The sequence below is a fragment of the Pseudomonas sp. UBA4194 genome, from assembly GCF_002379585.1.
Taxonomy (GTDB): Bacteria; Pseudomonadota; Gammaproteobacteria; order Pseudomonadales; family Pseudomonadaceae; genus Aquipseudomonas.
On the sequence record NZ_DFUE01000023.1, the window covers coordinates 1 to 23821 of the forward strand.

The 23821-nt window shown below is 60.8% G+C and carries 21 protein-coding genes; 11 read left to right on the forward strand and 10 right to left on the reverse strand.

Going from position 1 to position 23821, the window contains the following annotated elements; translation table 11 throughout:
* Window positions 1–94: 94 nt before the first annotated feature.
* Both ahpF and ahpC read right to left on the reverse strand, forming a co-directional pair.
* A complete protein-coding gene (gene ahpF, locus B3397_RS06555; protein WP_296248364.1) occupies window positions 95–1657 on the reverse strand; it encodes an alkyl hydroperoxide reductase subunit F in 1563 nt (520 codons plus the stop codon).
* Window positions 1658–1836: 179 nt separating this feature from the next.
* The gene (gene ahpC, locus B3397_RS06560) at window positions 1837–2400 is read right to left on the reverse strand and encodes an alkyl hydroperoxide reductase subunit C (RefSeq protein WP_296248365.1); all 564 of its coding nucleotides are present in this window, start codon (window positions 2398–2400) and stop codon (window positions 1837–1839) included.
* A 305-nt stretch (window positions 2401–2705) separates the two neighbouring features.
* Here ahpC and B3397_RS06565 point away from each other — a divergent pair, with 305 nt between their 5' ends.
* Entirely contained in the window at window positions 2706–3350 is a 645-nt protein-coding gene (locus B3397_RS06565; RefSeq protein ID WP_296248366.1) for a response regulator, read from the forward strand.
* 13 nt (window positions 3351–3363) lie between these two features.
* On the opposite strand, the gene gorA is transcribed toward B3397_RS06565, so the two are convergent.
* A complete protein-coding gene (gorA, locus tag B3397_RS06570; protein WP_296248367.1) occupies window positions 3364–4722 on the reverse strand; it encodes a glutathione-disulfide reductase in 1359 nt (452 codons plus the stop codon).
* Between the two features lie 87 nt (window positions 4723–4809).
* Entirely contained in the window at window positions 4810–5652 is an 843-nt protein-coding gene (gene galU / locus B3397_RS06575; protein ID WP_296248368.1) for a UTP--glucose-1-phosphate uridylyltransferase GalU, read from the reverse strand.
* Between the two features lie 243 nt (window positions 5653–5895).
* Between galU and B3397_RS06580 the strand changes: the two genes are divergently transcribed.
* Entirely contained in the window at window positions 5896–6186 is a 291-nt protein-coding gene (locus tag B3397_RS06580; RefSeq protein ID WP_296248369.1) for a hypothetical protein, read from the forward strand.
* Window positions 6187–6208: 22 nt separating this feature from the next.
* Here the strand turns inward: B3397_RS06580 and B3397_RS06585 are convergent, their stop codons facing one another.
* Entirely contained in the window at window positions 6209–6559 is a 351-nt protein-coding gene (locus tag B3397_RS06585) for a hypothetical protein (RefSeq protein WP_296248370.1), read from the reverse strand.
* A 134-nt stretch (window positions 6560–6693) separates the two neighbouring features.
* Here B3397_RS06585 and B3397_RS06590 point away from each other — a divergent pair, with 134 nt between their 5' ends.
* Both B3397_RS06590 and B3397_RS06595 read left to right on the forward strand, forming a co-directional pair.
* Complete coding sequence (locus B3397_RS06590) at window positions 6694–6996, forward strand: DUF1883 domain-containing protein (protein ID WP_296248372.1); 303 nt, start codon at window positions 6694–6696, stop codon at window positions 6994–6996.
* A 13-nt stretch (window positions 6997–7009) separates the two neighbouring features.
* Window positions 7010–7171 carry a hypothetical protein gene (locus B3397_RS06595; protein WP_296248373.1) on the forward strand — a complete coding sequence of 54 codons (162 nt, stop codon included), beginning with the start codon at window positions 7010–7012 and terminating at the stop codon, window positions 7169–7171.
* A 144-nt stretch (window positions 7172–7315) separates the two neighbouring features.
* Here the strand turns inward: B3397_RS06595 and B3397_RS06600 are convergent, their stop codons facing one another.
* Window positions 7316–9739, reverse strand: coding sequence for a glucose/quinate/shikimate family membrane-bound PQQ-dependent dehydrogenase (locus B3397_RS06600; RefSeq protein ID WP_296248375.1), 2424 nt, complete (start codon window positions 9737–9739; stop codon window positions 7316–7318).
* 401 nt (window positions 9740–10140) lie between these two features.
* Between B3397_RS06600 and B3397_RS06605 the strand changes: the two genes are divergently transcribed.
* Window positions 10141–10833, forward strand: coding sequence for an ABC transporter ATP-binding protein (locus tag B3397_RS06605; protein ID WP_296248378.1), 693 nt, complete (start codon window positions 10141–10143; stop codon window positions 10831–10833).
* Window positions 10834–10917: 84 nt separating this feature from the next.
* Window positions 10918–11712, forward strand: coding sequence for an ABC transporter permease (locus B3397_RS06610; RefSeq protein ID WP_296248380.1), 795 nt, complete (start codon window positions 10918–10920; stop codon window positions 11710–11712).
* Between the two features lie 86 nt (window positions 11713–11798).
* Here the strand turns inward: B3397_RS06610 and B3397_RS06615 are convergent, their stop codons facing one another.
* Both B3397_RS06615 and B3397_RS06620 read right to left on the reverse strand, forming a co-directional pair.
* Window positions 11799–12338: a trypsin-like peptidase domain-containing protein gene (locus tag B3397_RS06615; protein WP_296248382.1), complete on the reverse strand. Its 540-nt coding sequence runs from the start codon at window positions 12336–12338 to the stop codon at window positions 11799–11801.
* Window positions 12339–12975: 637 nt separating this feature from the next.
* Window positions 12976–13707 carry a GntR family transcriptional regulator gene (locus B3397_RS06620; protein ID WP_296248384.1) on the reverse strand — a complete coding sequence of 244 codons (732 nt, stop codon included), beginning with the start codon at window positions 13705–13707 and terminating at the stop codon, window positions 12976–12978.
* Window positions 13708–13823: 116 nt separating this feature from the next.
* On the opposite strand from B3397_RS06620, the gene B3397_RS06625 reads away from it, so the two are divergent.
* Together B3397_RS06625 and dctA are read left to right on the forward strand one after the other, a co-directional pair.
* Complete coding sequence (locus B3397_RS06625) at window positions 13824–15179, forward strand: class-II fumarase/aspartase family protein (RefSeq protein WP_296248386.1); 1356 nt, start codon at window positions 13824–13826, stop codon at window positions 15177–15179.
* A gap of 81 nt (window positions 15180–15260) precedes the next feature.
* A complete protein-coding gene (gene dctA / locus B3397_RS06630; protein WP_296248388.1) occupies window positions 15261–16562 on the forward strand; it encodes a C4-dicarboxylate transporter DctA in 1302 nt (433 codons plus the stop codon).
* Between the two features lie 68 nt (window positions 16563–16630).
* On the opposite strand, the gene B3397_RS06635 is transcribed toward dctA, so the two are convergent.
* Window positions 16631–16969: a hypothetical protein gene (locus tag B3397_RS06635; RefSeq protein WP_296248390.1), complete on the reverse strand. Its 339-nt coding sequence runs from the start codon at window positions 16967–16969 to the stop codon at window positions 16631–16633.
* A 227-nt stretch (window positions 16970–17196) separates the two neighbouring features.
* On the opposite strand from B3397_RS06635, the gene B3397_RS06640 reads away from it, so the two are divergent.
* The 3 genes from B3397_RS06640 to B3397_RS06650 are packed head-to-tail and all read left to right on the forward strand — an operon-like array spanning window position 17197 to window position 22338.
* A complete protein-coding gene (locus B3397_RS06640) occupies window positions 17197–19479 on the forward strand; it encodes an ATP-binding protein (RefSeq protein ID WP_296248392.1) in 2283 nt (760 codons plus the stop codon).
* The gene (locus tag B3397_RS06645; protein WP_296248393.1) at window positions 19472–19933 is read left to right on the forward strand and encodes a response regulator; all 462 of its coding nucleotides are present in this window, start codon (window positions 19472–19474) and stop codon (window positions 19931–19933) included. Before B3397_RS06640 ends, B3397_RS06645 begins: the two co-directional genes overlap by 8 nt.
* 32 nt (window positions 19934–19965) lie before the next feature.
* Window positions 19966–22338 (forward strand): response regulator, encoded by a 2373-nt coding sequence (locus B3397_RS06650; protein ID WP_296248394.1) that lies wholly within the window; start codon window positions 19966–19968, stop codon window positions 22336–22338.
* A 115-nt stretch (window positions 22339–22453) separates the two neighbouring features.
* On the opposite strand, the gene B3397_RS06655 is transcribed toward B3397_RS06650, so the two are convergent.
* A complete protein-coding gene (locus B3397_RS06655) occupies window positions 22454–23818 on the reverse strand; it encodes a c-type cytochrome (RefSeq protein ID WP_296248396.1) in 1365 nt (454 codons plus the stop codon).
* Window positions 23819–23821: the final 3 nt, after the last annotated feature.

Here is a 23821-nt window from a genome sequence, read left to right on the forward strand (position 1 = left end):
CGGATCGCGGTGGTGCGGATGTAGGTGGTCGGCTCCCTCTCCCTCAGAGAGAGGGCTGGGGTGAGGGGACCATTCAACACCGATCCCCAACCCATCACTCCGGCGCCGAAGTCCGGATCAAATGGTCAAAAGCCGCCAGCGAAGCCTTGGCGCCCTCGCCCACTGCGATCACGATCTGCTTGTACGGCACGGTGGTCACGTCGCCTGCGGCGAAGATCCCCGGCAAGTCGGTTTCGCCACGGGCATCCACCATGATCTCGCCACGGTTCGACAGCTCGATGGTGCCCTTGAGCCAATCGGTATTGGGCAACAGGCCGATCTGCACGAAGATGCCTTCCAGCGCAATCTCATGGTGCTCACTGCTCTGGCGGTCCTTGTAAAGCAACCCGTTGACCTTCTGGCCATCGCCCGTCACTTCGGTCGTCAGCGCGCTGGTGATCACTTTCACGTTTGGCAGACTGTTCAGCTTGCGCTGCAATACAGCGTCGGCGCGCAGCTGGCTATCGAACTCGATCAACGTGACATGGGCAACGATACCTGCCAAATCGATGGCCGCCTCGACACCCGAGTTGCCGCCGCCGATCACCGCGACGCGCTTGCCCTTGAACAGCGGACCGTCACAGTGTGGGCAATAAGCCACGCCACGGTTGCGGTACTGCTGCTCACCCGGCACGTTCATTTCGCGCCAGCGGGCACCGGTGGCCAGAATCAACGTCTTGGCCTTGAGCGAGGCACCACTGGCGAATTGCACTTCGTGCAGGCCGCCGTCCTTGCCTGGCAGCAGCTTCTCGGCACGCTGCAGGTTCATGATGTCCACTTCGTACTGCTTGACGTGCTCTTCCAGCGCAGTGGCCAGTTTCGGCCCTTCGGTTTCCTGCACCGAGATGAAGTTCTCGATGGCCATGGTATCGAGCACCTGACCGCCGAAACGCTCGGCTGCCACACCGGTACGAATGCCTTTGCGCGCCGCATAGATCGCCGCAGCGGCGCCCGCAGGGCCACCACCGATCACCAGCACGTCGAAGGCATCCTTGGCGCTGAGTTTTTCAGCCTGGCGATCACTGGCACTGGTATCGATCTTGGCCAGGATTTCTTCCAGCCCCATGCGTCCCTGGCCGAAGTTCTGGCCGTTGAGGTAAACGCTGGGCACTGCCATCACCTGGCGTTCTTCGACTTCAGCCTGGAACAGCGCCCCGTCGATGGCCACGTGACGCACGTTCGGGTTGAGCACCGCCATCAGGTTCAGTGCCTGAACGACGTCCGGGCAGTTCTGGCACGACAGCGAGAAATACGTTTCGAAGTTGAACTCGCCTTTGAGCGACGAGATCTGTTCGATCACTTCCGCGCTGGCCTTGGAGGGGTGGCCGCCTACTTGCAGCAGCGCCAGTACCAGCGAGGTGAATTCGTGGCCCATGGGGATACCGGCAAAACTCAGGCTGATATCGGCACCGGGGCGATTGATGGAGAACGACGGCGTGCGCGCGTCGGTCCCGTTGTCCAGCAACGTGATCTTGTCCGACAGGGCGTCGATGTCACGCAGCAGACCGAGCATTTCCTGGGATTTCGCGCCGTCATCAAGGGACGCGACGATCTCGATCGGTTGGGTGACCCGTTCCAGGTAGGCTTTCAACTGGGCTTTAAGATTGGCGTCCAACATGAGGGCGATTTCCGTTTTGGAGAAAAAAGACAGATTCAAATACGCTGCGCGCCCGCTGTGGGCGCAGGTACAACCAGCGCCCACAGGGTCTTGGGCAGATGGATCTCTCCAAGAAAGCCGTTATTCCAGGCTTTAGGAGCCCACCCGAGCCAGGACGGCCCGGGTGGTTGCAGCAGGTTTTAGATCTTGCCGACCAGGTCCAGCGACGGTGCCAGGGTGGCTTCGCCTTCTTTCCACTTGGCCGGGCAGACTTCGCCTGGGTGAGCAGCAACGTACTGAGCGGCTTTGACTTTGCGCAGCAGCTCGGAAGCATCGCGACCTACACCACCGTCGTTCAGCTCGACGATCTTGATCTGGCCTTCTGGGTTGATCACGAAGGTGCCACGGTCAGCGATACCGGCGTCTTCGATCAGCACGTCGAAGTTCTTGGAGATGACGTGGGTCGGGTCGCCGATCAGTGGGTACTGGATCTTGCCAATGGTGTCCGAAGTGTCGTGCCAGGCTTTGTGGGTGAAGTGGGTGTCGGTGGACACGCCATAGATTTCCACGCCCAGCTTCTTGAACTCAGCATAGTTGTCGGCCAGGTCACCCAGTTCGGTTGGGCAAACAAAGGTGAAGTCGGCTGGGTAGAAGAATACGACCGACCACTTGCCTTTCAGGTCAGCTTCGCTGACCGATACGAAATCGCCGTTGTGGTAGGCGGTCGCTTTGAATGGCTTGACTTGGCTATTGATGATAGGCATCGGTGAGGCTCCTTCAGGGGTTTGAAATTCGATAGGGAGCATCCTAAACACCTCGGCCGGCAATTGCTCATTGGCATACTACATCCTATCGATTGGATTTGCCTATCATCGAGGTGAGGCCGGCTCGTCGGGCGCTCCCAAGCCGCCTCGCCTGAAAGGCCTTCAGCAGAGCGCTCGGCTCCCACTAACGCTGATTACTTTTCGTACGTGGATAGATCGGAACACCGACAGCAGTCCATTAGCAGTTTCGATAACCTGCCATTTTCCCGCGCAGATTATCCCTACATGAAAAGGCAACCGCGAACGTGACCATCCGAACCATCGTGGCCGACGACCATCCTGCAGTGCGCCTAGGCGTGCGCGCTGCGCTTGAGCGAACACCCCGCGCCCGCTTTTGCGTGAGCGCCGAAGCGGACACCGCCACCGCGCTATTGAACCTGCTCAAGCAGGCCCCTTGCGATTTTCTGGTAACCGATTTCCGCATGCCCGAACACGACAAGCCCGACGCCCTGGGGCTGCTGCGCCAACTGCGCGCCAGCTACCCGCGCCTGCCCATCCTGGTGCTGACCATGGTGGATAACCCCATGGTCTTGAGGGGACTGTCGAACATCGGCATACGTGGTCTGTACGACAAGCAGGACTGCCTGTCGGGTCTGGGCCAGGCCAGCTATAACCTGCTGCGCGGCGCCACCTACATGAGCCCGCGCTTCGTCACCCGCCTGCAAGAATACGAGGCTGACCACTGGGGCGGCAACGAAGCCCTCTCTACCCGAGAGCTGGCGGTGCTCAAACTGCTGGTCAGCGGCATGTCGGGGCGCGACGTGGCCACGCGCCTCAACCGCAGCGAAAAAACCATCAGCCGGCAGAAGCGCTGTGCCATGGAGAAGCTAGGGATCAGCCACGACACCGCGCTCATGGAATACGCCGCCATGGTCGGCCTGCCGGCCTGACAGGCCGCTGGGTTCAGGCGTCGACCGGGGTACGCATGGTGACGAACTCTTCGGCGGCCGTAGGGTGCACGCCAATGGTCTCGTCGAACACCTGCTTGGTGGCGCCGGCTTTCAACGCCACCGCCAACCCCTGGATGATTTCGCCGGCGTCCGGACCCACCATGTGGCAGCCCAGCACCTTGTCACTCTGGCGATCAACCACCAGCTTCATCAACGTACGCTCGTGGCAGTCGGTGAGGCTCAGTTGCATGGGCCGGAAACGGCTCTCGAAGATCACCACGTCGTGGCCCTTGTCCCGCGCCTGTTGCTCGGTCAGCCCCACGGTGCCGATGTTGGGCAGGCTGAATACCGCCGTGGGAATGTGCTCGTAGTCCACGGGCCGGTACTGCTCGGGCTTGAACAGGCGTCGCGCCACAGCCATCCCTTCGGCCAGGGCCACCGGAGTGAGTTGCACTCGCCCGATGACGTCGCCCAGTGCCAGGATCGATGGCTCGCTGGTCTGAAACAGATCATCCACCTCAATGAAGCCTTTGTCGTCCAGCTTCACCCCGGTGTTTTCCAGGCCCAGGTTGTCGAGTATCGGCCGCCGCCCGGTGGCATAGAACACGCAATCGGCTTCCAGTTCGCGGCCATCCTTGAGCGTCGCCTTGAGGCTGCCGTCGTCGAGCTTGTCGATGCGTGCGATGTCTGCATTGAACTGCAGGTTCATGCCGCGCTTGGTGAGTTCTTCACTCAAGTGCTTGCGCACCGAGTCGTCGAAGCCGCGCAAGAACAGATCGCGGCGATAGAGCAAGGTGGTTTCGCTGCCCAGCCCTTGGAAGATCCCGGCAAATTCCACGGCGATGTAACCACCGCCGACCACGATCACTCGCTTGGGCAACTGCTCGAGAAAAAAGGCCTCGTTCGACGTGATTGCGTGCTCGCGACCTGGCAGATCGGGGATCTGTGGCCAGCCACCGGTGGCAATCAGGATGTGCTTGGCACTGAAACGCTGGCCGTCCACTTCCACCGTGTTTGGATCGAGCAGACGCGCATGGCCTTCAACCAGCTTCACACCGCTGTTGACCAACAGGTTGCGGTAGATGCCGTTGAGGCGCGAGATTTCGGTATTCTTGTTGGCGATCAGGGTTTGCCAGTCGAACGACGGCTTGTCCACGGACCAGCCGAAGCCTTTGGACTGCTCGAAGTCATCGGCGAAATGGGCGCCGTACACCAGCAATTTCTTGGGCACGCAACCCACGTTGACGCAGGTGCCGCCCAGGTAACGGCTCTCAGCCACCGCTACCTTGGCGCCAAAGCCTGCAGCGAAGCGCGCCGCGCGCACGCCGCCGGAGCCGGCACCAATTACAAACAGGTCGAAGTCGTAGCTCATGTGGATCTCCCGGGCAGGCCGATCTGTACCTAAAAAAAAGCCGCTGTCCGAAGATCAGCGGCCTGAATCATACAACCGGTCGCAGCGTCAGATGAATGCTTTGCCGGTCTTGTAGAAGTTCTCGAAGCAGAAGTTGGTGGCGTCGATGTAACCTTCGGCGCCGCCGCAGTCAAAGCGCTCGCCCTTGAACTTGTAGGCCAGCACGCAGCCCTGCTGGGCTTGCTTCATCAGTGCGTCGGTGATCTGGATTTCGCCGCCCTTGCCCGGTTCGGTCTGTTCGATCAGATCGAAGATGTCCGGTGTCAGGATGTAACGACCGATGATCGCCAGGTTCGACGGCGCATCTTCAGGCTTGGGTTTTTCCACCATGCTGTGCACGCGGAAAATGTCGTCACGGATCATTTCGCCGGCAATGACACCGTACTTGTGCGTTTCCTGTGGGTCGACTTCCTGGATCGCGACGATGGAGCAGCGGAACTGGTTGTACAGCTTGACCATCTGCTGCAGCACGCCGTCGCCGTCCAGGTTGACGCACATGTCATCGGCCAGCACGACCGCGAACGGCTCGTCGCCGATCAATGGGCGGCCGCTGAGGATCGCGTGGCCCAGGCCTTTCATCTGCACCTGACGGGTGTAGGAGAAGGTGCACTGATCGATCAGCTTGCGGATACCGACCAGGTATTTTTCCTTGTCGGTGCCTTTGATCTGGGTTTCCAGTTCATAGCTGATATCGAAGTGGTCTTCGATGGCGCGCTTGCCACGACCGGTGACGATGGAGATCTGGCTCAAACCGGCTTCCAGAGCTTCCTCGACGCCATACTGGATCAGCGGCTTGTTGACGATCGGCAGCATTTCCTTGGGCATTGCCTTGGTGGCGGGCAAGAAGCGAGTGCCGTAGCCGGCCGCTGGAAACAAGCATTTCTTGATCATATGAGTCCTTGATAAAAACAGTGCTGACGAGGTTCGGCGCAGTCTTGAAGCGGCGATTCACACCCTGCAAAGCCTGGGACTGGCCAACCGATTGGTTGATAGAGAAATCCTGGTACAGATAGTTCCGCCGCACTGTAAATATTGCGCCATGGTGTACCCGACGAATATTTTCATCCACTGCTACCGGGAACGACTGCCAGTGTATAGCATTGCGCCACCGTCTTCCTGAAGAACCATCGCCCCATGAGCCATATTTTACGCCCTGCCCTGGCCACGATTGCTGTGCTGGCCATCTCCGCCTGTGCCAGCACCTCCCCCACTATTCTCAAGGACGGCCAGCAAGGGTTGAGCATCGACTGCTCGGGCCAGGCCATGTCCTGGGACCACTGCTACAAGGAAGCCGAAACGGACTGCCCGGCCGGCTACCAGACCATCGCCAGCGAAGGCGTGCCGCGCCCGGCGGCAGACGCCAAGCTGGTGGATGCCGACCTGGGCAACTACCAGACGCGCAGCCTGGTGGTGGTCTGCAGGTAATCCGCGCCGCCGCGCTGACCGGTCAGCCGGAAATGCACTTCTCGGCGGCCTCGCGCACATCACCGGGGCGCAGCGGTACGTTGGACAGGCGCTCGTGCACCTTGATGCTGCTGCCGCTGGAGCGGTCATCGACGATGATGACCGCGGCCGGGTCCTTCGACAGCTTCTGCGGCACGATGATGCGATAACCATCGTGCTTGCGCTCGATCACTGACGGCCCGCGGCTGTCACCCAACTGGCCCACCACACATGAAGAATATTCCTTCGGTGTCTTGCCAGAGATCACACTCATGGTTTCCGGGCTTTTCTCGATGTCCGTGACGGTCGCACAACCGCCGAGCATTGCCACTGCCGTCAACCAGGCCCACTTCATGATGCATCTCCGTCATTAAATACCCTGTGACCACGATGCCATCAATTTGCTCCATGCATCGGTAGAATTTATGTGCAGCCGCAGCCTCGTGATATCGTGGCGCTTTTTCGCGCACCTGTATCTGTGGAGAGCCCATGAAATTCGTTCACCAGCGCGAGCACCTCAACGAAGACGACCTGGTCGTCATCGAGTGCTCCCAGCGCTGCAATATTCGCCTGATGAGCGACGCCAACTTCCGCAGCTTCAAGAATGGTGGGCGCCACACCTATCACGGCGGCGCGTTCGATACCTTTCCGGCCAAGATCACCGCGCCGAGCACAGGTTTCTGGAACATCACCATCGACACCGCCGGCACCAAGCTGTCGAGCATGGCGCGCAAGAGCACCTTCACGCACAAGATCAAGATCGTGCGACGTACGGCTTCGAAATTCACCTGACACGGGTTCTGTCATGACCAAGTACGTTATTAGCTACAAACTCGACGGCCAACGCCGTTGGGATTTCGCTCACCTGGCTACGGGCTCTGTGGAAGAAGCGCAGGCGGCGCTGGTGGTGATTCACGGGGACGATGCGGCTCTGGTGTCGGATATTCAGGTGAGCAGGGCTTTGTGAGGGTTGGTTAGGGTTATGTGGTGGATGGTCCCCGCACCCCAGCCCTCTCCCTGGGGGGGAGGGGGCTAGAAGCGGGTCCCCTAGCTCGGGCAATAAAAAACCCGCTGCCTTCGAAGGAGGACAGCGGGTTGGGGTGTTGCTCGCTTACTTGCTGTCGGGCAGCGCGTAGGCGATCACGTAGTCACCGCGATCCGGCGACTGACGTGCACCACCGGCGGTGATGATCACGTATTGCTTGCCGGTCTTGGGCGACACGAAAGTCATCGGGCCGCCCTGGCTGCCTACAGGCAGACGGACTTTCCAGGCTTCTTCACCGGTCGCCGAGTTGAAGGCGCGCAGGTAGTAGTCCTGAGTACCGGCGATGAACACCAGGCCACCTTGGGTGGACAGGGTGCCACCCAGGGTCGGCATGCCGATCGGCAGCGGCAGGTGCATTTTCACGCCCATGGGACCGGTGTCTTCGACGGTACCGACTGGCACTTGCCAGGCGACTTTCTGGGTCTTCATGTCAATGGCCGTCAGGGTGCCGAAAGGCGGCGCCTGGCACGGAATACCGGCGATGGACAGGAAGCGGTTCTTGTTCACGGCATACGGCGTGCCCTTGAGTGGCACCGCACCCATGCCGGTATTCAGCGCTTCACCACCGCTGGAGGCCTTGGCGTCTTTCTGCTGAGGCACCATCTGCACCCACAGGCCCAAACGCATGTCGTTGACGAAGATGAAACCGTGGACCGGGTCGGTCGACAGGCTGCCCCAGTTCATGCCACCCAGCGAGCCGGGGAAGCTCAGGGACACGTCGGTGCCCGGCGCGGTATACAGACCTTCGTAACGCATCTTCTTGAACGAGATACGGCACAGCATCTGGTCGAACGGGGTCGCGCCCCACATGTCCGACTCGGTCAGGTGCTGGGCGCCGATCTGCGGCATGCCCACCGACAGCGGCTGCGTCTTGGCGTACGGCTCATTAGGAATGTCCGAACCTTTGACCGGAATGTCCTGCACCGCGGTCAGCGGCTGGCCCGTGGCGCGATCCAGTACATAGATCTGCCCGGCCTTGGTGCCGATCACCACCGCCGGAACGCTGCTGCCGTCAGGCTTGGGGAAGTCCATCAAGGTCGGCTGCATCGGCAGGTCGAAGTCCCACAGGTCGTTGTGGACGGTCTGGTAGACCCACTTCTCGTCACCGGTGGTGGCGTTGAGCGCCAGCACCGAGGCGCCATAGCGATGATTCAGCGCAGTACGCTCCACGCCATAGATGTCGGTGGACGAGCTGCCCATCGGCAGGAAAATGGTGTTCATTTTCGGGTCATAGGACATCGGCGCCCAGCTGTTCGGCGTACTGCGCACGTAAGTGTTATCGCCGGTCGGGGCCTGCTTGTCTTCTGGGTTGCCCGGGTCGAACGCCCAGCGCATTTCACCGGTAACCACGTCGAAACCGCGGATCACGCCGCCTGGCATGTCGGTCTGGACGTTGTCGGCTACGCGACCGCCCACTACCACGGTGGTACCGGCCATCAGCGGTGCAGACGACAATTGGTAGTAAGCGTCAGGCACCTTGCCCAAACCGGCCTTCAGGTCGACCTGGCCATTGTTGCCGAAGCCTTGGCAGAACTCACCGGTGTCGGCATCGACCGCGATCAGGCGGGCGTCGATGGTGTTGGTCAGCAGACGACGCTGGCAGTTGGCACCTGGAGCAACGGCCACAGCCTTGACCGGGGTGTTGCCTTCGCTGGAAGCGGGTACGGCGGCACTGGCATCGAAGTAGGCCAGGCCACGGCAACGCTGCCAGACCGCGGCCTGGGCGTTGATTTCGTTTTTCCACAGCTCTTTGCCGGTATCGGCGTCCAGGGCAATGATGTTGTTGTGCGGGGTGCACACGAACACCTTGTCGCCGATCTGCAGCGGGGTGGTCTGGTCTTCGGCACCGTTGCCGTTGCTGATCGCCACGTCGCCGGTGTGGTAGGTCCAGGCCGGTACCAGCTTGGAAACGTTGTCGCGGTTGATCTGATCCAGTGCGGCAAAGCGGCCGCCGCCTTCGTCATTGCCGTAGTGAGCCCAGTCTTTCTGCGCGTTGGCCGGGTCGACCTTGGTCAAGCCCGGACCGTCACCGGTGGGCGATACCGAAGCGTGCGGCACGAACATGCCGGCGCCGCCGGCTACCACGGCAATGGCCAGCACACCCGCGACGGTGTAACCGGCGCGACCGCCTGCCAGGCCATTGGCCTTGCGCAGGGTCGGATACACCAGCGCCACGACCAGGCTCAAGACACCCAGGGCGAACAGTCGGGAGATCTGTGGCCAGAACACCAGGCCGGCGTCCACCAGGGCCCAGATCACCGACAGCACCATCACCACGGCAAACAGCCAGGCACCCAGCAGGCGCGATTTGAACAGCAGAACAGCGGAGACCGTCATGCCCAGGCCAGCCAGCAGGAAGTACCAGCTGCCGCCCAGGGTGGCGAGGTAGCCGCCACCGGCCACGTAGAGCAATCCGAATACAAGCACACCGAGCGCGGCGACCCAGATGGGCCAGCGGCGAACGGATGCCGAAGGTTGAGGCTTAGTCATGTTGCATGATCCTACTGACGCATGAACGGTTTGGGGAGATTGAACAAAGTGTAGGCAACGGCTTGAGGGGCAGTTGCCTGGACTGTGGTCGCTTGAGGGCTTTTCACGGTCTGGACATCGTCGCGCGCCCATTCGGACGGACTTCGATGGACGCCGGGGCGTCGTTAACTAATTAGTTAGTTACGTAACGATAACAAAAAAAAACCGGCCCTGCGACAAATCGCCATCAAGGAACGCGGAGAAACACTGTTGTGGGTCCGGTAATAATCGGTGCTGCGGCCAGTCCACTGGCGACGCGCATCAAGCGTGCCAGAGGCGCTGCCGATGAGTTTTCGCCAGCAATTACGCCCCGCATCTGATCTAATTGCCCCCTCGCGACCGTTACATTTAAAGGAACAAACGTGGTCCAGAGCCCTCCCCGCGCAACGCCCCTGTTGGAAGCCAGGAACCTGAGCCGCAAAGACCAGAGTGGCGGGACCTCACTGTTGCACCCCACCGACTTCACGCTCCACGCCGGCCAGCAGGTAGCGGTCACCGGCACCTCGGGATCGGGCAAAAGTGTGCTGCTGCGCGCCTTGGCGCTGCTGGACGCGCCGGACAGCGGCGAAGTGCTGTGGCAGGGCAAGCCGATCTCTGGCGATCTGATTCCGGGTTTTCGCACCTGTGTCAGCTACGTCTCGCAACGGCCTGGCTTGGTCGAGTGGACGGTAGAAGACAACCTGCGGCTGCCGTTCACACTCAAAGCGCTTAAGGGTCGCGGCTTCGATCGGCAGATCGCCGTCGCGCTGCTGGCTGAAGCCGGCAAACCGCCCTCGTTTCTGGAAAAGGCCGCGTCCGACTTGTCCGGCGGCGAGGCGCAGGTGCTGGCGATGGTCCGAGTGTTGCAGCTGGCCCCTCAGGTGATGCTGCTGGACGAGCCAACGTCGGCTCTTGATCCGGAATCCGTCACTGCGGTGGAGAAGCTGGTCGCTCACTGGTTTGCGCAAGGTGCAGGGCGGCGCGCCTACATATGGGTCTCCCATGACCTCGACCAGGCGCAGCGCATGAGCAGCACCCACCTGACAATGCATCAGGGTAGTCTTGCGGTGGGGTGAGTTGTGTGTGCGGTTTGATCTGTATAGGGGGGCATATGGGATGCGGGTTAGGGACGCGGCTTACGCCGCTGCTACGGTATCGTGATGGATTATATTGATCTTAGTGCTACCGACATGGCGATTGCTGCCATCCTCATTCTGGTCAATGGGGCCCTGTCAGTGGTGTTGAAGCTGGGGCTTGAGCGCCAGTTGCTGGTCGCCGCAGTGCGAACCGTGGTGCAGCTTCTGGCCATTGGCTACATCCTGGGCTGGGTGTTCGAGTCTGCCTATTGGTACGTGGTATTGCCACTGATGTGCCTGATGACCTTGATTGCCGGCTTTTCAGCGGCTGGCCGGGGCAAGCGCACCTATGCCGGGCAGTTGCTCGACAGCATCGTTTCGGTGTGGCTGAGCTGCTGGCTGATCGCGGCCATTGGCCTGTACGCGGTGATCGGCGTGCGGCCCTGGTACGAACCGCAGTACGCCATACCCATTCTTGGCATGATCCTGGGCAACTGTCTGACGGGAGTATCCCTGGGCATGGATCGTATGACCCAGGAGCTGATCTCGGGACGCAATACCATCGAAACCATCCTGGCCCTGGGCGGCACCCGCTGGGAAGCCGCACAAAGCTCAGCCCGCCAAGCCGTCCGCGCCGGCATGATGCCCACGCTGAACCAGATGACCGTGGTCGGCATCGTCAGCCTGCCCGGCATGATGACCGGCCAGGTGCTGGCCGGACAAAGCCCTACCGACGCGGTGCGCTACCAGATCGTGATCATGTTCCTGATCGCCTCGGCCTCGGCGCTGGGCACCGTGTGTGCGGTGCTGTTGACGTTCAGACGGGTTTTTTCACGCCAGCATCGGTTCATGGCGGGGCGGTTGGTGATGCGTAAGTAGCGGCGCTGGCTGGGGTGAGGGGACCATTCACCACCGATCCCCGCCTGCCCCCTTGCTCGACCAAAGGCCAAGCCCCACTCTGCTGGTTAAGGAGCCGAAGCCACGATAGGCGCCGGAACCTTGATGTCACCCTGGAAGCGGTGCCATTCCTTTTCGATTTCGTTGTAGCTCATGAACACGCTGACGCGCTCGGCACTGGCCAAGTCGGATTTAACCGACTGCGTGTAGCGCGTCGGTACGAACGCGACCGTGATGCCAACCACCGATCCATCATCGGCAAACACTGGACCGCCGGACATACCCACCACACTCGGACCGTCATGCGCCGAGTACAGCACGCCGTCGTTCAGGTTCTTCAACAGTACCTTGCCTTCCTTCACATGACCCGTGCCTTTGACCGGCACCATCAATGGGCTGTAACCAACGGCGGTAACGCGTTCGCCGACGGTAGCCTGGCGCCATTGCGGGGCCGATGCCTTGCGCTTGATGAACACCACATCACCGCGACCACGATGCTCGACGTTGCTCAGGTAGGGGGTGTGCTTGGCAGAAACCGCGTAGTCCTCGTTCCATTGAATGGCCGAGGCCTGGTACATCAGAGGGGCGGGAAAGCTTGAGGTGACCATGAAAGCGTCTTTGTAAGCAGCATCACTGACAAAGGGAGTTGGAATGCCATTACAGCCGGAGAGGAGCAGGCCGAACATCAGGCAGATGGATCGTTTCATTGTGTTCCAATGTAGCAATCCCATTTCTGGGATTATAAAAGCAGCCATGCTTGCGTGGCTCTCATCCCTCTAGATGAGAGTTAGATTCGCTTGCGCGAGTGTCTTGGGGATACCGGATGTTGGCGCGGTCCATGGACCGTCGCTGTACCTTCCGGGCGCCGTTTACCATCGTCCAGACGAAAAAAAATCGCTTGGCGCGACTTTCCATGTGCGGACAGGTATTTGTTTCAAAAGCGTTTTTCAAGGGCTGACCAGAACGGATCGCCCTGCATGCTTGAGTGATGCAATTGTGCCATCATTGGCCCTGTTTTTCAATGCAGTGCCAGCATAACGACGCCGGGATTACGTCGCGGATTCAGCACACCTCGGCGCAGGGTCTAGGCCGAGGGTTCCGACGGAAAATCGGGTCATAAACCTGTACAAAAACGTGAGCGAGCCGGTTATTTGTACAATACCGTTCGTCTGAAGGGAGCTCGATGGCGGTTGCAGGGCCCCGCGCAAATTACCCGTCTGCCCCAAGCAACATTCAACCGCGACCTCAGCCCTTGCCCCGTCGCATCTGTGTAACAAGGGTAAATCGATCATCGGGGTGAACGGTCTCGGAAACCACCATCACCACGCCTTCTTCGTCGCGGTACTGTCGCAGGATTTTCAGCCCCGGCGTTCCTGCCTCGGCATTCAGGCTCCTGGCCATCTGTGCGGAAAGCAACACCGCCCGAACCTGCTGGTCGACAACGTCGATATGGCGGCCGAAATGCTGCTCGATCAGCGTCGCAATCAATTCACCGGGGTGTTCACGGGCCAGATCGATCACCTCGTCATAGGTGTCCTGGGCATAAACATCCGTCCAGCACAGCGGTGACAATGCATTCTCGCAATCCACACGAATGCTCGAGACACAGAAGTAATGAGCGCCCGGTACCAGCCCGAGTCGCTCGGCTTCGGCAATATCCATCACGAAATGGCGGACGTTCTGGATATCGCGCACCTGGGTTTCTGCCAAATGGGCAAGGTCAGAAATCGTGGCCAGCGACTGCGAATAGCCCCCCCGCGGTTGCGCCGATTCCACCCGGGTACCGACCCGCTTGCGGCGGGATACGAACCCTTGGGTCTGCAACTGGGCAATGGCTGCTCGAACGGTATGGCGGCTCACACCGTACAAATCACACAGTTCGAACTCCGTCGGCAGCAAGCTTCCTACCGGGTAACGCCCCGACATGATTCCCTCGATCAGGTCTTTGGTCACCACCGCATAGCGTGTCTCGCTCATACCTTCCGTCAGCCTTGAAAACCCAGAGTGTTGACAGTGTATCAGCGTGGGCGTAACAATTATGTACGAACATATTTAATATGTACGACCAATAACAACATAATCGAGAGCGCCTTATGTCCAGCACCGTTTTTGACTCCGCCCTGTTTCGCGACATGTTCGGTACTGCCGAAATGCGCGCTGTCTTCTCCGACAAAGCCCTCATCCAACGCTATATCGAAGTGGAGGTCGCACTCGCCCGCGCCGAAGCACGCTGTGGGGTGATTCCAGCCGAAGCGGCGGAGCAGATTGCCGCGCTGTCGACCTACGAGTCGCTGGACCTTGCGCTCATGCAACATGAAACCGAGATCGTGGGCTATCCGATCCTGCCTCTGGTCGAGCAGTTGTCGAAAACCTGCGGTGAAGCGGGCCGCTACGTACACTGGGGCGCGACCACCCAGGACATCATGGACACTGCGGTAGTGCTCCAGGTGCGTGCCGCCCTGGCCTTGGTGGAACGCGATATCCAGGCAGTGCGTGGCCTGCTCGCCGGCCTCGCGCAGCAGTATCGCGACACCCCGATGGCCGGACGCACACACTTGCAACATGCCCTGCCCATCACCTTCGGCTACAAGTGCGCCGTGTGGCTGAGCATGTTCGACCGTCATGCCGAACGGCTGGTGGAATTGCGTCCGCGTGTCGAAGTCGGACAGTTCGCCGGTGCCGCAGGTACGCTCGCTTCCCTGGGCGACAAAGGCCTGGAAGTCCAGGAAGCACTGATGGCAGAGCTGGGGCTAGGCGTTCCCCAAGCCACCTGGCATGTGGCGCGTGACGGTCTGGCTGAAACCCTCAACTTTCTGGGGCTGGTTACCGGTTCTCTGGGCAAGGTCGCCCTCGACGTCATGATGATGATGACCAGTGAGCTGGGCGAAGTGTACGAGCCATTCGTCAAAGGCCGAGGCGCCAGCAGCACCATGCCGCAGAAGCGCAACCCCATCTCCTGCGAGCTGATGTATGCCGCAGCCAAAGGGGTGCGCCAGCACGCAGGCCTGATGCTCGACGCCATGATCCAGGATTTCGAGCGCTCCACTGGCCCATGGCAAGCGGAATGGATTGCCATTCCTGAAGCCTTCGCCCTGAGCGCCGCATCACTGGGTCAGGCGAAATTCATGCTGGCTGGCCTGGAAGTGCGCACCGAGCGCATGCGTCAGAACCTGGACATGACCCAGGGCTTGATCGTCGCCGAAGCGGTGATGATGGGCCTCGCGCCTGCACTCGGCCGCCAGGTGGCCCACGACGTCGTCTATGCCGCCTGCCGCATGGCCAACGATCAGCGCATCAGTCTGCTCGATGCGCTGCTTGCTCAGGGTGCTGCGACGGCGGAACTCGACATCGAGGCGCTCGAGCGCCTGACCGACCCAGCCAACTATCTGGGCCTGGCGCCACAGATGGTTGACATCGCCCTCGCTCGTCCAGGTGCGGTGAAGCGCTGATACCGAGGCCTTGATCACTCAACCCAGAGCGATCAAGGCCGGTCTGCTCCAGCTCTCAATAACAACAACGAGATCGCAGCCATGACTTCACCCGCAAAAAAACCGTTCTACAAAGATCTGACTTTCCAGGTGATCGCCGCCATGATGCTGGGCATTGCCTTCGGCTTCATGGCCCCCGAACTGGCCGCCAAATTCAAGATCCTGGGCGATATCTTCCTCAAGCTGATCAAGACCGCCGTGGCGCCCCTGGTATTTTTCACCGTGGTGCACGGTATCGCTTCGGCCGGCGACATCAAACGCGTAGGCAAGGTAGGCCTTCGAGCGCTGATCTACTTCGAAGTGGTTTCCACCATTGCCCTGGCCATCGGCCTGCTGTGGGGCAATCTGCTGCAGATCGGCTCGGGCATGCACGACGCGCACCCAAGCAGCGCTACCGCCGCCGCATCGGCAGCAGCCGTTGCCAAAGGCCATGCCCCGGCTTCGACCATGGATTTCATCTACGGCATCTTCCCGGACAACTTCGTGGGCGCCTTCGCCGGCGGTCAGTTGCTTCAGGTCCTGGTGATATCGGTGCTGTTCGGGTTCGCCCTGCTGGCACTGAAGGAAGAGCGCCGCGCGGTGATCGAAGATGGCCTGAACCGCATCTCTGAATGCTTCTTCGAGTTCATCAACCTGATCATGAAATTCGCCCCGCTGGGGGCTTTCGGTTCGGTGGCGTACGCAGTGGGCAGCAACGGTACGGCGGTGCTGATGTCGCTCGCCAACCTGGTGCTGATGTTCTACGTGTGCATTGCTTTCTTCATCTTCGTCGTGCTGGGTATCGTCTGCCGGATATCCGGGTTCAGCCTGTGGCGATTCCTCAAGTACATCAAGGATGAGATCTTCATCGTGCTGGGCACTGCCTCTTCGGAAAGCGCCCTGCCCCGCCTGTTGCAGAAACTAGAGAAGTTCGGCTGTTCCAAGCAGAGCGTCGGCCTGGTACTGCCGACCGGCTACGCGTTCAACCTCGACGGTACCTCCATCTATATGTCGCTGTGCGTGCTGTTCATCGCCAACGCCTACGGCGTGCCGCTGAGCTGGGAGCAGCAACTGGGTATCATCGCGATCATGCTGGTGACGTCGAAAGGGGCGGCAGCGGTCTCAGGGGGCAGCTTCGTGGTGTTCGCTGCAACCGTGACGGCGATCGGCGTATTGCCGGCCGAAGGCCTGGCGCTGCTGTTCGGCGTGTACCGCTTCATGTCCATGGCCATCGCTACCTGCAACACCATCGGCAATAGCGTGGCCACCGTCGTGGTGTCGAAGTGGTCTGGGGAGTTTACGGAGCAGACGGCGCGGACAGAATACAACCGTGTGTTCGGACGCAAGCTGGAGGCCGCACTTTAGGCGGGTACGGACTATGTTCGGTGGCGACGTAGCCAGACAAGCTCGCCGCCGACATTGCCGGCAGTCGGTTACACCCTGCTGGCAGGCGTAGCCGCCATCGCCCGCGCATGGACAGGCTGGAAGATTTCGCTGCTCAATACCGTGACTGGCAGCGGGCGGTACTCCAGATCTACGTACTGGTGACCGTCCGTGTCCGGTGGCGAGCAAGGCGAGGCGGCAAACGCGATCGCCAACGCCGAGTAGGCAGGCGGGAAAAACACCATGGTCTCGGCATTCAGCGCATCGATGACCAGCGAGTAAGGCGTGCTGGCCGAAGGGCAGAGCTCATGGCGCAACGCGTTGAGTACCTTCAGCCGGTTGTACACGCAAGCGCCGTGACCCAAAGATTTACTATGCCAAGTGCCCATACCAAGCTTCCGTTACAAATGGATTATTGTTACGACCTCGGCGAAATTTGGATCGTTCCATAAGCCTTCCGGGTGGATGCTGGCCACCGTCGCCAGAAGAATGAAAAAACCCTCTCTCCCAGCACCCGTTCCGACACCAAAACCCTACAGCTTTTGATACCCTGCATAGGAAATGCAGGGTATCACCACGCCTGCGACACACACCGATCCCCTTCTGGAGGGGCGCCTTGTCTACTACTGACACCCAAGACGCGTTCGAGATCGCCCTGGCCAATTGCGCCCGCGAGAGAATCCGCACCCCCGGCAGCATTCAGCCTCAGGGATTCATGCTGGTCATTGAAGAGCCGGCAATGATCATCCGGCAGGTGAGTGAAAACCTGCCGGCGTGGCTGTCGGTAGACATCGATGCGTTGATAGGTGCCCGCTTCGATCAGGTCGTGGGGGATGGCCCGGACCTGGTCGAACAGTTCGACGACCAGGACGAGGACGAATCACAGCCCTACCACGTCGGTGACGTGCAGTTCCTGGTCGGGCAGCGCGCGGATGTGTTCTTGCCGATGATGCTGCACCGGCACGATCAGGTTCTGTTCGCGGAATTCCAGCTGCCCTCCGGCGGGCAATCGCCGCGCACCCCCTTGTATCCAGTGGTCCGGTCTTTCATCAGCGCGGCCTCGGACATCGAAAGCGTCGACGAGCTGTGCGAGCGGGCGGTGCGGGTAATAAAGAGACTGACCGGGTTTGGCCGGGTCAAGAGCTACCGCTTCGATGCCGAAGGCAATGGCCTGGTCAATGCCGAGCTGGTCGATGACGGCTATCCAAGCTATCTGGGGCTGTGCTTTCCCGCGTCGGACATTCCCTCGCAGGCCCGTGAACTGTATTGCGCGAATCGCATCAGGGTCATCGAGGACGCCGGATACCAGCCGGCGCACCTGATACCCGCCGAGAACCCGATGACAGGGCAACCGATCGACCTGAGCTTTTCGTCTCTGCGCAGCGTCTCGCCCGTTCACCTGCAATACATGCGCAACATGAAGACGTGGGCCTCGATGTCCATCTCGATCGTCGTCGACGGCAAGCTCTGGGGCCTGGTGTCCTGCCATCACGATACGCCCAGGGCGGTGAGCTTCTATATCCGCACCGCCTGCGAGCTGCTGGGGCGCGTGTTGTCCTTGCAGGTCGAAACCCGCGAAGCACACCAGCGCAACGAGCGCATGCTGAGCATTCGCGAGCGCATCGTGAACCTGTTGGCGATCATCGCCGACCATGACAGCGTGCTGCTCGGGCTGCGAGCAACCCCGGACATCTTCATCGACTTCGCTGGCGGCACAGCGGCTGCAGTGGTCGCCGGTTCCGGGTGTGACCTCTACGGCCAGGCACCTTCCAAGAAAACCGTCATGGCGCTCGCCGCCTGGCTTGCCGCCCACGTCGAAGATGAAGTCTTTCACACCGACAATGCCGGGCGCGATGTGCCTGCCCAGATCGGGCTGGATGCCTCATGCAGCGGCGTCCTCGCTGTCTCCATATCCGAAATTCACCCTCACTACCTCATCTGGTTCAAGCCTGAACAGTCGCACGTGGTGCATTGGGCGGGGCGTCCTGAGAAGTCCATCGCTGCCAGCGGTTCGCTGAGCCCGCGGCAAAGTTTCGAGCAATGGCAGCAAGTGGTGGATGGATTTTCCACGCCCTGGGCTGCCAGCGAGATCATTGGGGTCGGTGAACTGCGCCAGGCCATTCTGGGCATCGTGTTGCGCAAGGCCGAAGAGATGGCCCAGCTGTCCGAAGATCTGGAGCAGTCCAACAAGGAACTGGAGGCGTTCTCCTACAGCGTCTCCCATGACCTGCGTGCGCCCCTGCGTCATATTGCAGGCTATGCCGAACTGCTGGGGGACCTGGAAGGCAAGAAACTGTCCGAGCGTGGCGTGCGGTTTCTGGACACCATCGGCCAGTCGGCGAAATTCGCCGGCACGCTGGTCGACAACCTGTTGAGCTTTTCGCAGATGGGCCGTAGCGCCATGCATCTGGCCGAGGTCAATCTCTCAGCCATGGTCGCTACCATCCAGCTCGAAATGAGGCCCGATTACGAAGGCCGTGAAATCGAGTGGGAGTTCGCTTCCTTGCCCACCGTGATTGCCGACCCGGCATTCCTTCACCTGGCCATGCGCAACCTGATTGCCAATGCGATCAAATACACCCGCCATGAGCCGGTGGCGAAGATTCGCGTGGATATCGAAAACCGTGCCAACGACATGGTCATTTCCGTGAGTGACAACGGCGTGGGCTTCGACATGCAATACGCCAACAAACTGTTTGGCGTGTTCCAGCGGCTGCATCGCATGGAAGAATTCGAGGGTACCGGAATCGGTCTGGCGAATGTCCGCAGAATCATCGAACGCCACGGAGGCAGCGTGTGGGCCGAAGGGGTGCCACAACAAGGCGCCACCTTCTATTTCTCCCTGCCCAGGAAAACCCTCCGTCCCGTGGTTCGAAGTGTAGAGGACAATCATGCTTAAACCGATCCTGTTGGTGGAAGACAACCCCAACGACCTGGAATTGGCGCTCATCGCCCTGGAGCGAAGCCAGCTGGCCAACGATGTCGTCGTGGTCCGGGACGGCGCCGAGGCGCTGGACTACCTGTTCAGGCGCAAGACGTACGCCGATCGACAGGATGGCAACCCGGCCGTATTGATGCTCGATCTCAAGCTGCCGAAAGTCGATGGCCTGGAAGTGTTGGACAAGATCCGCAACACCGAGGCGCTGCGCAGCATTCCGGTGGTGATGCTGACATCGTCTCGTGAAGAGCCGGACCTGGATCGGGCTTATCAACTGGGGGTCAACGCCTATGTGGTCAAGCCTGTCCAGTTCAAGGAATTCGTCAGCGCGATTACTGACCTGGGCGTTTTCTGGGCGGTGCTGAACGAGCCCCCACCCGGTTCCATGCGTTTCGCGCGCCGAGCCAAGTCCTAATTCCCGAGCTTCTGTAGAGATCCGGTACGGCGATGCCCCTCACAAACGTAAAACTGCTTCTGGTCGAGGACAGCGTCCACGACGTCGAACTGACCCTTTTGACACTCGAAGCCAATGGCCTGGACGTGGCACCGGTGGTGGTCTTCGACCATGACGGCGCGCGTGAAGCCATGCTGGCGCAGACATTCGATGTCATCGTGTGCGACGTCCTGCTGCCCTCCTCCTCAGGCACCGAAGTGTTGGAGGTGGCCAAGCAACACGCCCCGGAAACACCGTTCATCTTCCTGTCCGGAATGTTCGGCGAACAGCAGGTCGTCGAAACGATGCGTCTGGGCGCGGTCGATTTCGTGCTCAAGCAAAACCTCAAGGTATTGCCCAAGGCCATTCGGCGAGCCGTGCTCGAGGTCGACGAGCGCAAGAAGCGCCGCGCTGCGGAGGTCGCCCTGGATGAGGTCGAGGGCCGCGCTCGCCTGGCCATCGAAGCCGCTGAAATGGGCGTATGGGAACTGAACATCGCCACCGGCGAAGTCATCTGGGACGAGCGCTGCCGCGCACTATACGAGCTGCCGCCCACCACGGTGCTGGATCTGGACGAAGCGCTTAGGCGCACGCATCCCGACGACCTGCCGGGGTTGTCGGGCCGTATCGAGCGAGCGCTGCAGAAAGAGTCCAGCTTCTCGGCCGAGTACCGGGTGGTGCTGGCCGGCGGCCGGATCAAGTGGTTCAACTCCAATGGCCGCTCCATCTTCAAGGATGGCAAGTGCGTCCGCTTCAGTGGCGTGGTTCAGGACATCAGCGAGCGCAAGGTCGCTACCCAGGCACTGGTCGAGCTCACGGAAACCCTCGGCGAACGGGTCGAGCAGAGAACACGGGAGCGCGACCGGACCTGGGAACTGTCGCGAGAGCTGCTGGGCGTGCTGCGATTCGACATGACGCCGATAAACTTCAACCCCGCCTGGGAAGCGGCGCTGGGCTGGTCGCGTGACACCATCAGCGGCATACGCCTGTGGGAATTGATTCACCCGCTGGATCTGGATGCGACTATCCGGGAGACCAAGAGCATTGCCGAAGGCAACGTCTCCACTCGGTTCGTCAATCGCATGCGCCACGCCAACGGCGAATACCGCTGGCTATCGTGGACCATCGTTCCCGAGAGCGGACTGATGTACGCCGCGGTGCGCGACATCACCGAGGAACGGGCCGTGGTCGAGGAACTGGCGGCTACCAACAAGCGGCTCAGAGAACAGATCAGCGAGAAGGAGCGCGTGGAAGCGGCCCTGGCGCAGATGCAGCGTCTGGAAGTGGTCGGCCAGCTTACCGCGGGCGTGGCCCACGATTTCAACAACCTGCTGACCGTTATCCTGGCCAGCTCCACGTTCGCCTCCCGCGACAACGCCAAGGGCAATCAGGACAAGGTGGAGGCGCGACTCAAGAACATTACCCAAGCAGGTGAACGCGGGGCCAAGCTCACCGCCCAGTTGCTGTCTTTTTCCCGCCGGCAGCGGCTGCAGCCCTGTGCGCTGGATCTCAATGCCACGGTACGCGGCATGGAGAGCCTGCTGATCAAGGCCCTGGGGGCCAGCGTGTGGATCGAGACTTCGCTGGAGCCGGCGCTGTGGACAGCCTCGGCGGACCCTACTCAAACGGAAATGATCATCCTGAACCTGGTGATCAACTCCCGTGACGCCATGGCAAATGGCGCAGGCGTGCTGAACCTTCGTACGTTCAACGAAATTGTCACAGTGCCCTCCAACCGTGTGGAAGATCCCGAACCGGGCGAATACGTGGTCATTTCCATCACCGACTCAGGCTCGGGGATGAGCGAAGAAACCCTGCAAAAGGCATTCGAACCGTTCTTTACCACCAAGGATATCGGTCACGGCTCGGGGCTGGGTCTGGCGCAGGTATTTGGCTTTGCCAAGCAATCGGGTGGGGGCGTTCGCATCGATACGCAACTGGGCGTCGGAACCACGGTCAGCGTTTACCTGCCCAAGGTGGACGACGGGCCCGGCATCGAAACCCAGGCGGTCGCCGCCCCCCAGGCTGGCGACCTGACGGGTTCGACCGTGTTGCTGGTGGATGACGACGACATCGTGCGTAACCTCACCGCCGCGACCCTGGAGTCGCTGGGCTTGAACGTGATTCAGGCAAGCTCCGGATCGGAGGCTCTGTCGGCGGTCAGCCCGGCGGTAGACCTGCTGCTGACCGATTACGCGATGCCCGGCATGACGGGCGGTGAACTGGCGTCCTACATAGCCGAAGTGGACCCCTCCATTCCGGTGGTTTTCCTGACCGGGTATGCAGACACCGATGTCCTGGGCCTGAACGAGTTTTCGGTGATCCAGAAACCGTTCACCGAGCAACGACTGCTCGAAACCATCCATCGGGCCATGACGGCGCGATGAGCGCAGGGCCTTGTCGAATACAACACCCTTCGCGCCATGGGCTCACCAGCGCCTGTCACAACAAAGCCCGCACGTAGCGGGCTTTGTTGGACGTTACGGCACCGTAACCGACTGATTACTTGTCGTTGCCCGCCTCCAGCTTTTGCTCGCCCTTGGCATGCCCCTCGGTCAAGGCCGTACGCACCTGGCGCACCTGATCGGCCGAGACGGCTGGGGCCTGGTTGGACCAGCCGCCGCGCAGGAAGGTGGCCAGCTCGGCAACCTCGGCATCGTTCATGCGTGCGGCGAAACCTGGCATCGGCAGAATCGACGGCCCCCTTTCGGTGGATGGCGTCTGCGCCCCGGCCAGGATCACGTGAATCAAAGCCGTCGGATTCTGGGCATTGATGATCGATGCGCCATCCAGACGCGGGAAGATCCGCGAAGCACCTTCGCCCTTGACGAAATGGCAGGCGCCACAGTTGTCCAGGTACAGGCGCTCACCCAGGGTCAGGTCCTTGGCGGCGGTCAGTTTGGCGGCAGTGGCAGCGCTGCGCTGAGGATCATGGGCGCGGCCGGTATCGCCCTCACCCGCCAACGACTTGAGGTAGACCGCCATGGCGTGCAGGTCCTGATCGCTCATGTGCGAGGTGCTGTTGGCGACCACGTCGGTCATTTCCCCAGCCACCGAGGCCTTGTCGTTGCGACCCGAACCCAGGTAGTCGACGATCTCCTCGACAGACCAGTGGCCAATGCCGCGAATCGATGGCACGGCCCAGTCGTTGAGCAAGGCGCCGGTCAGGTAATCGGGGCTCTGTTCGTTCAGCCCTTTCTCCTGCATGGTCAGTGCCCGCGGTGTGTGGCAGGAGCCGCAGTGCCCCAGTCCTTGCACCAGATAGGCACCCCGCGCGATCTGCGGGTTCTCGCTCGCAACGGCGTTGACCGTCGACTCCGGTGTCGGCGAAAACAACGTGCGCCAGTAGGCCAGCGGCCAGCGAATCGACAACGGCCACGGGATGCCATTGGCCTGATTGGCCTGTTGCACCGGTTTCACATCGTTCATGAAATACGCGTACAACGCCTGGGTGTCTTCATCGGAAACCAGGGCATAGGACGGGAACGGCATCGCCGGGTACAGCGCGCTGCCATCGTGGCCTACACCGCGACGCACCGCTCGCTCGAATTCACCGTAGGTCCAGCTACCGATGCCGGTGGCCTTGTCCGGGGTGATGTTGGTGGCGTAGATCGTGCCGATCGGCGACTCGATACCGCGCCCGCCGGCGAAGGTCTGACCGCCATGAGCGGTATGGCAGGCCACACAGTCCCCAGCACGGGCCAGATAGGCGCCTTTGCTGATGAGCTCGGGGGTGACCGGCAGCGTCAACTGGGCCGAGGCATCGCCGGAGCGATTGAGAAACACACTCACCAGCCAGGCCAGCAGCGCGATCGCCACGCCGACCAGCACTACTGCCAGCAGCCAGGAGCGGATTTTCGATTTCATTTT